The following is a 12,520-nucleotide window of genomic DNA, read 5'->3' on the forward strand; positions in this document are numbered from 1 at the left end:
ACGTCACATACGGAAGATGCCGAAAGCGGGGTCGCCCAGCGGGGCGTTCGCGCACGCGGTCAGGGCCAGTCCCAGCACCTGCCGGGTCTCCACCGGGTCGATGACGCCGTCGTCCCACAGCCGGGCCGTGGCGTAATAGGCGTTGCCCTGCTCCTCGTACTGCGCGCGGACCGGGGCCTTGAAGGACTCCTCGTCCTCAAGCGGCCATTCCTGGCCCGCGCCCTCGATCTGGTCGCGCTTGACCGTCGCCAGGACGGACGCGGCCTGCTCGCCGCCCATCACCGAGATCTTGGCGTTGGGCCACATCCACATGAACCGCGGCGAGTACGCCCGGCCGCACATCGAGTAGTTGCCCGCCCCGTACGAGCCGCCGACCACCACCGTCAGCTTCGGGACGCGGGTGCACGCCACCGCCGTGACCATCTTCGCGCCGTGCTTGGCGATGCCGCCGGCCTCGTAGTCCCGGCCGACCATGAAGCCGGAGATGTTCTGGAGAAAGACCAGCGGAATGCCGCGCTGGTCGCACAGCTCGATGAAGTGCGCGCCCTTCTGCGCCGACTCGGAGAACAGGATGCCGTTGTTGGCGACGATCCCGACGGGGTGGCCGTGGATCCGGGCGAAGCCGGTGACCAGGGTCTGCCCGAACTCCGCCTTGAACTCCTGGAATCGGGAGCCGTCCACGACACGGGCGATGATCTCCCGGGCGTCGTACGGGGTGCGGGAGTCGACCGGGACCGCGCCGTACAGGCCGTACGGGTCCACCTTCGGCTCCTCCGGAGCCTCGACCGACCACGGCAGGGCCCCGCGCTCGGGCAGGGTCGCCACGATGTTCCGGACGATCCGCAGCGCGTGCGCGTCGTCCTCCGCGAGGTGGTCGGTCACGCCGGAGACCCGGGAGTGGACCTCGCCGCCACCGAGCTCCTCGGCCGTGACGACCTCGCCGGTGGCGGCCTTCACCAGCGGCGGGCCGCCGAGGAAGATCGTGCCCTGGCCGCGGACGATGACGGCCTCGTCGCTCATCGCCGGGACGTACGCCCCGCCCGCCGTGCAGGAACCGAGGACGGCGGCGATCTGCGGGATGCCGGCGCCGGACATCCGCGCCTGGTTGTAGAAGATGCGGCCGAAGTGCTCGCGGTCGGGGAAGACCTCGTCCTGCATCGGGAGGAACGCGCCGCCCGAGTCGACCAGGTAGAGGCAGGGGAGACGGTTCTCCAGGGCCACCTCCTGGGCGCGCAGGTGCTTCTTGACGGTCATCGGGTAGTACGTGCCGCCCTTGACGGTCGCGTCGTTCGCGACGATCACGCACTCGCGCCCGCTGACCCGGCCGATGCCGGCGATGACCCCGGCGGCCGGGGCGGCGCCCCCGTACATCCCCTCGGCGGCCAGCGGGGCCAGCTCCAGGAAGGGCGACCCGGGGTCGAGGAGGGTGTCCACGCGGTCGCGGGGGAGCAGCTTCCCGCGGGCGGTGTGGCGGGCGCGGGCCTTCTCGCCGCCTCCGAGGCGGGCCGCGCCGAGCCGGGCGCGCAGCCCCTCGACGAGCTCGCGGTGGGCGGCCTCGTTGGTCCGCCAGGCCTCGGACGCCGGGTCCGCGGCGCTCGTCAGCACTGGTGCCTGCTGCATCGGTCGAGCTCCCTTGCTCGGTCCACGCGGTCAACGCGGTTAATGAGCGTTAACACTGATGCAGCCTAGGTTAACGAGCGCTAACGGCCCTGTCTAGAATGGATTCCCATGAGCACCAGAGCGGCCGCCCCGACCCGTCGCGAGCAGATCCTCAACGAGGCCGCTCGCCTCTTCGCCGAACGCGGATTCCACGGGGTCGGCGTCGACGAGATAGGGGCCGCGGTGGGCATCAGCGGCCCCGGCCTGTACCGGCATTTCGCAGGCAAGGACGCCATGCTCGCCGAGCTGCTGGTGGGGATCAGCGAACGGCTGCTGACGGGCGGCCGCCGGCGCGTGGAGGAGGCGGCGGGGGACCCGTCCGCGGTGCTCGCCTCGCTGATCGACGGCCACATCGACTTCGCCCTGGACGACCGGGCGCTGATCACCCTGCACGACCGGGAGCTGGACCGGCTGCGGGAGGCCGACCGCAAGCTCGTGCGCCAGCTCCAGCGGCAGTACGTCGAGCTCTGGGTGGCGGTCGTACGGGAACTGCACCCCGAGGTCGGCGAGGCGGAGGTGCGCGTGGCCGTACACGCCGTCTTCGGCCTGCTGAACTCCACCCCGCACCTGGCGGCGTTGGGCCGGGAGGCGACGGAGTCGCTGCTCAGGCGTCTTGCGCACGGCGCCTTCGGGGCGCTGTCGGGATGACCCGGTGACACGCCCGGGCCACCGGCCGGGGTGGACGGCGCGGCTCCGCGTGCGCGGCGGCAGAATGGGGCGCATGCCGAAGCCGATAGAGCAGCCCGTCCCCAGCCGCGCCGAACTCGTCGACCATCTCGTCCGCAGCCGGATCGCGGGACAGGTCGCCACCCCGCGCGAGAACAACCTCGCGCACTACCGCAAGCTCGCCAACGGCGACCGGCACTACTGGCTCGGCCTGGAGCTGGGCGACCGCTGGACGGACGAGCAGGACGTGCTCGCGGTGATGGCGGAGCGGTGCGGTGTCGTCGACGACGCCGCGCACCGGTACGGCCAGGACACCATCGACCCGGAACTCACGGTCGACGCGCTCGACCGGATGGCGGCACGGCTGCGCAAGGCGGCACTGGACCGGCAGAGCGTGCTGCTGGCCACCGGCCACCCGGGCGGGCTGCTGGACGTCCATCGGGCCACGGCGGGCGCCCTGCGCGCGGCGGGCTGCGAGATCGTGGTCATCCCGCCGGGGCTGGTGGCCGACGAGGGCGCGGTGTGGCAGGTCGCGGACGTCGCGGTGCTGGAGCGGGGCGCGACCCTGTGGCACACCCACTCCCCGGAGCCGATGGCCGCGATCCTGGACGGGCTGGCCGCGGCGGGGCGCCCGCTGCCGGACCTGGTGGTGGCCGACCACGGCTGGGCGGGGTGCGCGGCGCAGCGGGGCCTGGACGCGGTGGGGTACGCGGACTGCAACGACCCGGCCCTGTTCCTCGGTGAGGCCGAAGGCACCCTCCAGGTGGCGGTCCCGCTGGACGACCACGTCCGCGACCCGCGCGGGTACGACCCGATGGTCGCGTACCTGCTGGCGGCCGCCGACCTGCTCTAGCGCAGCCAGGCGGTGGTCATCGCCTGGACGGCCGAGCCGTCCAGGTCGGTGAGCTTGGCAGCGGCGAAGTCGCGGGCCCACTCGGAGGTCTGGATCCGGAACGGCATGGTCTCGGCGGTCAGCGCCTCGATGACGGGCGCCGCCGCCTGCTCCGAAGTCTGGGCGGTGTCTGCGCCGAAGGCCTGCATGGCGTGGTCGACGTAGCCCTGGAGTGCCGGGGCGTACGGGCCGGCCTCGGCGAGCATGGCCGGCACGTCGAGCCGGACGTTGTTCACGAACTCGCTGGCGACGGCGCCAGGTTCGACGACGGCCACCTGGACACCGGTGGACGCGGCCACCGGTGCCAGGGACTCCATGAAGCCCTCGACGGCGAACTTGGCCGCGCAGTAGGCCTCGTTGAACGGCTGGCCGACCACCCCGCCGACGCTCGTCACCGTGATGACCCGGCCGCCCGAGGCGCGCAGGTGCGGCAGCGCGACCCGGGTGAGTTCGACCACGCCGAAGAAGTTGACCTCCATCACGGAGCGGACCTGCTCCATGCCGTGCTGCTCGATGGTCCCCACGAAGCCGGCGCCCGCGTTGTTCACGACCGCGTCCAGACGCCCGTGCTCGGCGACGACCTCGGCCACACAGGCGGCCGCGGATTCCGCGTCGGTCACGTCCAGGCGCTTGACCTGGACGAGGTCCGCGACGCCTGCTTCGGCGGCGGCCTTCAGCAGGGCGTCGGCGCGGGAGGTGTCGCGCATGGTGGCGACGGTGTGCCAGCCGGCCCGGGCGGCGGCGACCGCGGCTGCCAGGCCGATGCCCGAGGAGGTGCCGGTGATGAGGACGGTCTTCGTGGTCATGGGGTATCTCCATCTCAGTGCGTGTGCACGCACACATTACATTTCCGTGCGTGCGCACGCAACATTCGCCTCGTCCCGGTACGCTGCTCCCATGGCGCGCAACGCACTCTCCCTGGGCAGTCTCACCGCCCGTGACCATGCCTTCTACGGTCTCGTCTGGGCCGGATCCACGCTCACCGCCCGGGTCGACCAGGCCCTCGCGCGCCGCCACGACCTCCCGCTCTCGTGGTTCGAGGTCATGCTCTGGCTGCATTTCCAGGAGGAGCCGGTCGCCGCCTCGGAGCTCGGCGCCATGACGCTGCTCAGCCGCAGCCAGGTGTCCCGGGTGGTCGACTCGCTCCGGGGCCGGGGGCTGGTCGAGCGGATACCGTCCCCGACGGACGCCCGGTCGGTGGGGATCGCGCTCACCGACGCCGGCCGCCGCGCCTTCGCGGAGGCCGACGCCACCCGGCGCGAGGCCCTCGCCGAGGTCTTCGACGACGTGCTCGACGACGCGGACATCGAGGCTCTGGAAGGGATCTGGGCCAAGCTCAAGGCCGTTCCGCGGCCGGAGCGGCAGGCGTAGCCCGGCCCGCCGAGGCCCTGCGGCGCAGCCAGGGGGCCAGCGGGGCCGCCAGCGCGAAGCCCACGGCCGTGGCGGCCGCGGTGATGACGGCCGGGTTCACCCAGCCCGGGATCAGCTGGCGCCCGCCCGGGTCCCCGGGGTGGTCGGCGCAGTGGACCGAGAGCGGGAACCGCGATTCCCAGACCACCACGCTCTCGTGCTCACCCCACTGGGCGTAGCCGCACACCTCCTCGGGATCGAGCACGTAGACACCGGCCGAGAGGCCCCAGACGTACGCCGATCCCGCGGCGCACAGGGCGATGAGGGCGACCAGCAGGAACGTGCCGCCACCAAGCAGGTCCCCGGCGGAGCGGCGCCCTACGACGCGCCCCACCTGCACCGCCAGCCGGCCGAGGAGCAGCATCCCGGCGAACGGCGAGAGCAGGGCGAAGGCGAGAAGCAGAAGGATCATGCAAGTTGGCGACGCGCGGCCGTGCCCGGCGGTTCCGCCCTGTGGCCCACCCCACGCGCCGCCGCGCGTTACCGCCCGCGCGGTACGCGGACCACGCCCTCCTGGATGACCGTGACGGCCAGCCGGCCGTCCTGGGTCCAGATCCGGGCCTGGCCGAGGCCGCGCCCGGCGGCGGCCGAGGGCGACTCCTGGTCGTACAGCAGCCATTCGTCGGCGCGGAACGGCCGGTGGAACCACATCGCGTGGTCCAGCGAGGCGCCCACCACGTCGCCGACGGCCCAGCCGCCCCGGCCGTGCGCGAGCAGCACCGAGTCGAGCAGGGTCATGTCCGAGACGTAGGTCGCCAGACAGGTGTGGAGCAGCGCGTCGTCGCTCTCCAGCTTGTCGGCCGTGCGGAACCACACCTGGGAATGGGGCTCCCGGGGCACGCCCACGCTGCCCCACGGCGGGGTCGTCGCGTACCGCAGGTCCACCGCGCCGCGTGCCTCCGTCAGCCGCTCGACCGTGCCCGGGTCCCGGAAGACCTCCCGGTACGCGGGCAGCGACTCGGCGGCCGTCGGCAGGGTCTCCGGGTCCGGCGCGGCCGGCATGGCGACCTGGTGGTCCAGCCCCTCCTCGTACACCTGGAAGGAGGCGGAGAGGTGGAAGATCGGCTGGCCGTGCTGGACGGCGACGACCCGCCGGGTGGTGAAGGAGCGCCCGTCGCGGATCCGGTCGACCGAGTACACGATGGGCGCGCCCGGGTCGCCGGCGCGCAGGAAGTACGAGTGCAGCGAATGCGCACTGCGGTCCTCGGGCACGGTACGGCCGGCCGCGACCAACGCCTGGGCCGCGACCTGACCGCCGAAGACCCGCGGTACCAGCGAAGGACGGCTGGTACCGCGGAAGATGTCCTCCTCGATCTGCTCCAGGTCGAGCAGATCGAGGAGAGTCGTCAGTGCCTCGTTCATGGGACTGAGACTGAATTCCTTACAGGCCCATCGACTTGGCGATGATGGACTTCATGATCTCGCTGGTGCCGCCGTAGATGCGGTTGACGCGGTTGTCGGCGTACAGGCGGGCGATGGGGTACTCGTTCATGTAGCCGTAGCCGCCGTGGAGCTGGAGGCAGCGGTCGATGACGCGGTGCGCGACCTCGGTGCAGAACAGCTTCGCCGAGGCGGCCTCGGCCGGGGTCAGCTCGCCGGCGTCCAGGGCCTCCAGGGCGCGGTCGGCGACGGCCTGGGCGGCGTCCACCTCGGCCTGGCAGGCGGCCAGCTCGAACTTGGTGTTCTGGAAGTGCGCGACGGGCTTGCCGAAGACGGTGCGGTCCGTGACGTACTGCTGGGCGAACCGGACGGCCGCGGCGGCCTGGGCGTAGGCACCGAAGGCGATGCCCCAGCGCTCGGAGGCCAGGTTGTGGCCGAGGTAGTAGAAGCCCTTGCCCTCCTCGCCGAGCAGGTCCTCGACCGGGACCTTGACGTCGACGAACGCCAGCTCGGCGGTGTCGGAGGTGCGCAGGCCCAGCTTGTCGAGCTTGCGGCCTATGGAGTAGCCCTCGGACTTGGTGTCCACGGCGAACAGGGAGATGCCGAAGCGGCGGTCGTCCTCGCGCGGGGCGGAGGTGCGGGCGCAGACGATCACACGGTCGGCGTGTACGCCACCGGTGATGAAGGTCTTGGAGCCGTTGAGGACGTAGTGCGTGCCGTCCTCGGAGAGCTTGGCGGTGGTCTTCATGCCCGCGACGTCGGAGCCGGTGCCCGGCTCGGTCATGGCGAGGGCCCACATCTCCTCACCGCTGACGAACTGCGGCAGGTAGCGCTTCTTCTGCTCGTCGGTGGCGAGCATCTTGATGTAGGGGAGGGCGAGCAGCACGTGCACGCCGGAGCCGCCGAAGTTGACGCCCGCGCGGGAGGTCTCCTCGTAGAGGACGGCCTCGAACTTGTGGGTGTCCAGGCCCGCGCCGCCGAACTCCTCCGGCACGTTGATGCCGAAGACGCCCAGCTCGCCGAGCTTGTAGTAGAAGTCGCGCGGCGCCTGGCCGGCGGCGAACCACTCGTCGTAGACGGGGACGACCTCGGCCTCGATGAAGGCGCGGATGGTCTCGCGGAATGCCTCGTGGTCCTCGTTGAAAACGGTACGGCGCACGGCCGGACTCCCCTCTGCGGCTGAACCGCCGCCGCTCTCGCGGTCATGGTTGCGCGCCGTCGCCGCTCAGCGGAGGGCGAACTCTAAGCGCTTGCTCAGACTAAGTTACTGGCGGGTTGTCCTCGGTGTCCAGAGTACGTAGCGCGAACCACAGTTCCATGCGGGTGTCCGGGTCATCGAGGTCGCGGGCCAGGAGCGCCGCAGCGCGGGCGATGCGCTGGCGGACGGTGTTGCGGTGGATGCCGAGGGTGGCGGCCGTGCGGTCCCAGCTGCCGTGGTGGGCCAGCCAGGCGCGCAGGGTCTGCGCGTGCGCCGGGTTCAGCGGTGCGAGGAGCGCTTCGGCGTGCGCGCGGGCCTCCGCGGGGTCCAGGAGCCCGGACAGGCCGTCCGCGGTGTGGCGGACCAGCGGGGTCCGGGCCGCCTCCGCCCGTTCCAGGGCCCGCCGGGCCTGCGCCTGGGCGGTGCGCAGCTCCGCCGGTGCGGCCGGTGCGCTGACCCCGAGGCGCCAGCCGGGCTGCGGGGCGGGCTCCCGCTCGGTGAGGAGGCGAGCCGTCGGCCCCTCCGGGTCCAGCAGTACGGTGCCGAGGGCCGCCGCCAGGGTCTGCGGGTCACCGGAGCCGCGGGCGTGGACGACGCGCCAGGGGCCGGGGACGAGGGCCCCGGCCGGGTCCCCGTCCAGCAGGAGCCGGGTCAGGGCCGCCGCCTCACCGGTCCCGGCCGCCCGGCGCGCGGTGAGCAGGGTCAGCAGTACGGCCGCCACGGAGGCGATGGTGTGGTCGCCGGGCGCCCGCTCCGGCGCGACGACCCCGAGCACGTGCCCGCCGCCGAGGGCGTAGGCGCTGAGCTGGGTTCCGCCGACGGCGGCGGTGGCCGTGGCGGCGGCCCCGGGGGCCACCCGCCCGGCGAGCGCGACGAGCGCCCCGAGCACCTCCTCGGAGGGCTCGGGCCCGGCAGAGCCGGAGACCCGCGTGCCGGGCCCCGGGGCCCCGGGCGCCCCCGGCGTCCCGGCGGCGCCCGGTGTCCCGGCGGCTGGGGCAGCTGCGGCGGCTTCCCCCGCGCCCGGTGCGGCGGTGGTGCCGGTCGTCCCCGCGGCGCGCGGTGCCGTACGTGCGTCGGCCGCGGGGTCGGGGGGCGGTGGCAGCAGGGCCGCCCAGCCGCCCAGGCTCGTGGCCAGACGGCGCAGGACCGCGGGGACCGGGTCCGGGCGGGCGGCGGCCGCGGCCAGCGACTGCTGGGCCTCGGTCACCCGGCGCAGCTCGCGGGTGCGGGCCTCCGCCATCAGCCGTCCCACCGCGCGGGCGACCGCGGTGAACGGGGTCCGCTGCGGCACCTCCAGCAGCGGCAGCCCGTGCCGCGCGCAGGCGGCGGCCAGCTCCGGGGGCACCTCGGCGTGCAGCGGTGCCACGCCGAACCCGAGTGCGGCCGCGCCGGAGGCGACCAGGCGCCGGACGTACGCATCGGCCGGACCGGCCGGGTGCTCACGCGCAGCCGAGCCTCCCTGCACCACGGGGCCGGCCGCCGGGGCCGACCCGTCGGGGTGGCGTACGTCCGCCTCCGGCTCCGTGAGGCCCGCGCCCGCCGTGAGCAGCAGCTCGCCGCCGAGCAGGTACGGGGACGGGTCCGCCATCTCGGAGGCGTGCACCCCGTGTACCTCCGCCCGCGCCGGCCCGGCGAGCCGGCGCAGCCCCAGCGCCTGCTCGCCGAGGAGCGCCGACAGCGGCACCGGCGGGGTGAGCGGCGCTTCGGACGAGGTCGGCGCAGAGATCGGCATGGATACTCCGTACAGGTCGGCTTGGCCCACTGGATGAAACGTACACTTCGCGGCGGGCGCACCGCGGCTTACGCTCGAAGCACCGCACCCCCCTCCCGACCCGGAAGGCCTTCCCATGAGCACGCAGCCGCGCGGCCCCGTCGACTCCTCCCGCATCCCGCGCTACGCGGGCCCCGCCACCTTCGCCCGGCTGCCCCGCCTGGACGAGGTCGGCTCCGCGGACGTCGCCGTCGTCGGTGTGCCGTTCGACTCGGGGGTCTCCTACCGTCCCGGCGCCCGCTTCGGCGGCAACGCCATCCGCGAGGCCTCCCGCCTGCTGCGCCCGTACAACCCGGCGCAGGACGCCTCCCCCTTCGCCCTCGCCCAGGTGGCCGACGCCGGCGACATCGCCGTGAACCCCTTCAACATCAACGAGGCCGTCGAGACGGTCGAGGCCGCCGCCGACGAGCTCCTCGGCGCCGGCTCCCGCCTGATGACCCTGGGCGGCGACCACACCATCGCGCTCCCGCTGCTGCGCTCGGTGGCGAAGAAGCACGGCCCGGTGGCGCTGCTCCACTTCGACGCGCACCTGGACACCTGGGACACGTACTTCGGCGCCGAGTACACGCACGGCACCCCGTTCCGCCGCGCCGTCGAGGAGGGCATCCTCGACACCGAGGCGCTGTCCCACGTCGGTACGCGCGGCCCGCTGTACGGCAAGCAGGACCTGGACGACGACGCCAAGATGGGCTTCGGCATCGTCACCTCGGCGGACGTCTACCGCCGCGGCGCCGACGAGGTCGCGGACCAGCTGCGTCAGCGCATCGGCGACCGTCCGCTCTACATCTCGATCGACATCGACGTGCTGGACCCGGCCCACGCGCCCGGCACCGGCACCCCGGAGGCGGGCGGCATGACCTCCCGCGAGCTGCTGGAGATCATCCGCGGCCTGTCCTCCTGCAACCTGGTATCCGCGGACGTCGTCGAGGTCGCCCCGGCGTACGATCACGCCGAGATCACCTCGGTCGCGGCCTCGCACACCGCGTACGAGCTGACCACGATCATGAGCCGGCAGATCGCGCAGTCGAAGGGCAAGTAGCGAAGTGACGCACGACCACGACCTGGTACTCCGGCCGACCGAGGCCCAGACGGCGGCAGCGCTCGCGCCGCCGCCGGGGCGCACGGGCGGGGACCTGGTCGTGGAAACGCTGCGTTCGCTGGGCGCCACCACCGTCTTCGGGCTGCCCGGACAGCACGCGCTCGCCCTCTTCGAGGCGGTGGGCCGCTCCGATCTGCGGCTGGTCGGGCTGCGCACGGAGAACAACGCGGGCTTCGCGGCGGACGCGTACGGCCGGATCACGGGCGAGGCCGTTCCGCTCCTGCTGTCCACCGGGCCGGGCGCGCTGATGGCGCTGCCCGCCCTGGCGGAGGCCGCGGCCGCCTCCGCCCCCGTCCTGGCGATCTCCTCCCAGGTCCCGGTGGTCGGCCTGGGCGGCGGCCGGCGCGGGCACCTGCACGAGCTGCGGGACCAGGCGGCGTCCTTCCGCGACGTGGTGAAGTCGGTCCACACGGCCCGCACCCCCTCCCAGATCCCCTCCGCCGTCGCCGCGGCCTGGGAATCGGCGCTCACGGCCCCGCACGGGCCGGTCTGGGTGGAGATCCCGGAGGACGTCCTGCGGGCGGAGACCCTCGTCCCCCAGGTGACGGGCATGGACGCCACCCCGCACGAGCTCGCCCCGCGCCCCGAGCTGACGGCCCTGGCGGCGCACTGGCTGGAGACGGCCGCCCGCCCCGTGATCATCGCGGGCGGCGGGGTGATCCGCTCCGACGCGGCGGGCAAGCTGCGCCAACTCGCCGAGCGGGTGAACGCGCCGGTGGTCACCACCTTCGGCGGCAAGGGCGCCTTCCCCTGGACCCACCCCCTCTCGCTCCAGTCCTGGCTGGAGGACCGCCACATGACGGACTTCCTGGAGGACGCGGACGTCCTCCTGGTGGTCGGCTCCGGCCTGGGGGAACTCTCCTCGAACTACCACACGTTCTTCCCCCGGGGCCGGGTCGTCCAGATCGAGGCGGACCTCGGGAAGCTGGAGTCCAACCACCCGGGCCTCGGCATCCACGCCGATGCCCGGCTCGCCCTCCAGGCCCTGCTGGAAACGGTGTCCGAGCGGGAGGACCCCTCGGCGCCCGCCCGGGTCCGGAAGGTCCTGTCGGACATCGCGGCGCGCCTCGCCGCCCAGGACGTGGAGCTGGAGCAGCAGCTCCTGACCTCCATCCGGGCCGCGCTGCCGCCGCGCTCGCCGTCCTTCTGGGACATGACGATCCTGTCCTACTGGGCCTGGTCGGCGTTCGACGCGAAGCACCCCAACACCATGCACTCGGCGCAGGGGGCGGGCGGCCTCGGCTACGCCTTCCCCGCGGCGCTCGGCGCGTGCGCGGCGGAACCGGGCACGCCGGTGCTGGCCGTCTCCGGCGACGGCGGCGCCATGTACTCGATCGCGGAGCTGGCCACCGCGAAGCAGCACGACCTGGACGTCACCTGGCTGATCGTGGACGACGGCGGCTACGGCATCCTGCGCGAGTACGGCTGCGCCACGGGCACGGACCTGCCGGGCCCCGACTTCGTGTCCCTGGCGGCGTCCTTCGGCGTCCCGGCGGCCACCACCACGGCAGCCACCCTCACCGAGGACCTCACCACGGCCCTGACCACCCCGGGCCCCTCCGTCCTGGTCCTCCCCACCACCCTCAGGATGTTCACCCCGACGCACCTCTGACCTCACTCGGCCCCGGTGCTCCGCCGTTTCCGCTCGTGGGGCGCGCCGAAGGGCTCTCGTGGTGAGGCGAGCCCGTCCTCCGGCGCGGCGCTATGCTTTATATGGCGCTGACCTAGGAGGTATATGCGATGTCGAACCTGTACGTGCAAGTCGACGACGATGCCCTGGCCGAGGCCGCGTCGATACTGGGCACCAAGTCCAAGAAGGACACCGTCAATGCCGCCCTGCAAGAGGTCACCCGGCGGCACAAGCGGCTGAAGGCCTTGGAGCGGCTCGTTGAAATGGGCGAGCGCGGCGACTTCGACGTGCTCATGGACAAGGCCAACTACCGGCGATGAGCCTCATGACTCACCTCGTCGATACGTCGGCGGTGGCCCGGATCCTGACGAACGAAGGCGTTCGAAAGGGTTGGCAGGAACATCTGGCAGAAGGCGTGATCGGCATCTGTGAGATCACGGAGCTGGAGATCCTCTTTTCCGCCCGTTCGCTGGCCGATCGTCTGGAGAAGGAAGAACTGCTCGCAGAGTTCTTCAACTGGACGCCCGTGCCCGACCACGTCTACGCCCGGGCCCGGGCCGTCCAGCGGTTGCTCACCGACCGTGGCGAGCACCGGAGTGCGGGACCCGTTGACCTGCTCGTCGCCGCGACGGCCGAACTGTCCGGGCTGACTTTGCTCCACTACGACGCCGACTTCGACACCATCGCCCGGGCAACCGGCCAGGCGGCGACGTGGCTGGCGCCCCGGGGCGTCGTCGCATAGTCCCGGCCCGATTGTTGCAGGGGGATGAAATCCGCCGGTCACGGCGTTGGGGGAGGCGGCAGGACAGGACGAA

The 12,520-nt window shown here is 73.1% G+C and carries 13 protein-coding genes; 7 read left to right on the top strand and 6 right to left on the bottom strand.

Annotation, left to right across the window (positions count from 1 at the left end; all coding sequences use genetic code 11):
• Positions 1-3: 3 nt before the first annotated feature.
• Positions 4-1,620, bottom strand: a complete 1,617-nt coding sequence (locus AC0666_RS04355; RefSeq protein WP_468968143.1) for a carboxyl transferase domain-containing protein — start codon at positions 1,618-1,620, stop codon at positions 4-6.
• Positions 1,621-1,728: 108 nt separating this feature from the next.
• Between AC0666_RS04355 and AC0666_RS04360 the strand changes: the two genes are divergently transcribed.
• Positions 1,729-2,307, top strand: coding sequence for an SACE_7040 family transcriptional regulator (locus AC0666_RS04360; protein ID WP_468582878.1), 579 nt, complete (start codon positions 1,729-1,731; stop codon positions 2,305-2,307).
• Positions 2,308-2,371: 64 nt separating this feature from the next.
• Positions 2,372-3,178: a phosphatase gene (locus AC0666_RS04365; RefSeq protein ID WP_468582880.1), complete on the top strand. Its 807-nt coding sequence runs from the start codon at positions 2,372-2,374 to the stop codon at positions 3,176-3,178.
• Here AC0666_RS04365 and AC0666_RS04370 read toward each other — a convergent pair.
• Positions 3,175-4,023, bottom strand: a complete 849-nt coding sequence (locus AC0666_RS04370; RefSeq protein WP_478707063.1) for an SDR family NAD(P)-dependent oxidoreductase — start codon at positions 4,021-4,023, stop codon at positions 3,175-3,177. The two genes, AC0666_RS04365 and AC0666_RS04370, sit on opposite strands and share 4 nt — an antisense overlap.
• 91 nt (positions 4,024-4,114) lie before the next feature.
• Between AC0666_RS04370 and AC0666_RS04375 the strand changes: the two genes are divergently transcribed.
• Entirely contained in the window at positions 4,115-4,588 is a 474-nt protein-coding gene (locus AC0666_RS04375; protein WP_468968137.1) for a MarR family winged helix-turn-helix transcriptional regulator, read from the top strand.
• Here the strand turns inward: AC0666_RS04375 and AC0666_RS04380 are convergent.
• The 4 genes from AC0666_RS04380 to AC0666_RS04395 form a co-directional block, all read right to left on the bottom strand.
• Positions 4,554-5,039 (bottom strand): hypothetical protein, encoded by a 486-nt coding sequence (locus AC0666_RS04380; protein WP_478707064.1) that lies wholly within the window; start codon positions 5,037-5,039, stop codon positions 4,554-4,556. The two genes, AC0666_RS04375 and AC0666_RS04380, sit on opposite strands and share 35 nt — an antisense overlap.
• Positions 5,040-5,107: 68 nt before the next feature.
• Positions 5,108-5,989, bottom strand: coding sequence for an acyl-CoA thioesterase (locus tag AC0666_RS04385; RefSeq protein ID WP_478707065.1), 882 nt, complete (start codon positions 5,987-5,989; stop codon positions 5,108-5,110).
• Positions 5,990-6,008: 19 nt separating this feature from the next.
• The gene (locus tag AC0666_RS04390) at positions 6,009-7,166 is read right to left on the bottom strand and encodes an acyl-CoA dehydrogenase family protein (RefSeq protein WP_361713498.1); all 1,158 of its coding nucleotides are present in this window, start codon (positions 7,164-7,166) and stop codon (positions 6,009-6,011) included.
• A 100-nt stretch (positions 7,167-7,266) separates the two neighbouring features.
• Positions 7,267-8,937, bottom strand: a complete 1,671-nt coding sequence (locus tag AC0666_RS04395; RefSeq protein WP_478707066.1) for a helix-turn-helix domain-containing protein — start codon at positions 8,935-8,937, stop codon at positions 7,267-7,269.
• Positions 8,938-9,052: 115 nt separating this feature from the next.
• Here AC0666_RS04395 and speB point away from each other — a divergent pair, with 115 nt between their 5' ends.
• The 4 genes from speB (at position 9,053) to AC0666_RS04415 (ending at position 12,447) form a co-directional block, all read left to right on the top strand.
• Complete coding sequence (speB, locus tag AC0666_RS04400; protein WP_361713502.1) at positions 9,053-10,015, top strand: agmatinase; 963 nt, start codon at positions 9,053-9,055, stop codon at positions 10,013-10,015.
• Positions 10,016-10,019: 4 nt separating this feature from the next.
• Positions 10,020-11,687, top strand: a complete 1,668-nt coding sequence (locus AC0666_RS04405; RefSeq protein ID WP_468582890.1) for a thiamine pyrophosphate-binding protein — start codon at positions 10,020-10,022, stop codon at positions 11,685-11,687.
• 128 nt (positions 11,688-11,815) lie between these two features.
• Positions 11,816-12,025, top strand: a complete 210-nt coding sequence (locus AC0666_RS04410) for a type II toxin-antitoxin system VapB family antitoxin (protein WP_468582892.1) — start codon at positions 11,816-11,818, stop codon at positions 12,023-12,025.
• Positions 12,022-12,447 (top strand): PIN domain-containing protein, encoded by a 426-nt coding sequence (locus tag AC0666_RS04415; RefSeq protein WP_478707067.1) that lies wholly within the window; start codon positions 12,022-12,024, stop codon positions 12,445-12,447. The genes AC0666_RS04410 and AC0666_RS04415 overlap by 4 nt, the downstream gene beginning before the upstream one ends.
• Positions 12,448-12,520 lie beyond the last annotated feature (73 nt).

The organism is Streptomyces sp. NPDC043680 (assembly GCF_056436685.1).

Bases quoted from the DNA above. Each gene is read 5' to 3' on its own strand.
- AC0666_RS04355 (WP_468968143.1), bottom strand. From the start codon at position 1,620: ATGCAGCAGGCACCAGTGCTGACGAGCGCCGCGGACCCGGCGTCCGAG.
- AC0666_RS04360 (WP_468582878.1), top strand. From the start codon at position 1,729: ATGAGCACCAGAGCGGCCGCCCCGACCCGTCGCGAGCAGATCCTCAAC.
- AC0666_RS04365 (WP_468582880.1), top strand. From the start codon at position 2,372: ATGGGGCGCATGCCGAAGCCGATAGAGCAGCCCGTCCCCAGCCGCGCC.
- AC0666_RS04370 (WP_478707063.1), bottom strand. From the start codon at position 4,023: ATGACCACGAAGACCGTCCTCATCACCGGCACCTCCTCGGGCATCGGC.
- AC0666_RS04375 (WP_468968137.1), top strand. From the start codon at position 4,115: ATGGCGCGCAACGCACTCTCCCTGGGCAGTCTCACCGCCCGTGACCAT.
- AC0666_RS04380 (WP_478707064.1), bottom strand. From the start codon at position 5,039: ATGATCCTTCTGCTTCTCGCCTTCGCCCTGCTCTCGCCGTTCGCCGGG.
- AC0666_RS04385 (WP_478707065.1), bottom strand. From the start codon at position 5,989: ATGAACGAGGCACTGACGACTCTCCTCGATCTGCTCGACCTGGAGCAG.
- AC0666_RS04395 (WP_478707066.1), bottom strand. From the start codon at position 8,937: ATGCCGATCTCTGCGCCGACCTCGTCCGAAGCGCCGCTCACCCCGCCG.
- speB (WP_361713502.1), top strand. From the start codon at position 9,053: ATGAGCACGCAGCCGCGCGGCCCCGTCGACTCCTCCCGCATCCCGCGC.
- AC0666_RS04410 (WP_468582892.1), top strand. From the start codon at position 11,816: ATGTCGAACCTGTACGTGCAAGTCGACGACGATGCCCTGGCCGAGGCC.
- AC0666_RS04415 (WP_478707067.1), top strand. From the start codon at position 12,022: ATGAGCCTCATGACTCACCTCGTCGATACGTCGGCGGTGGCCCGGATC.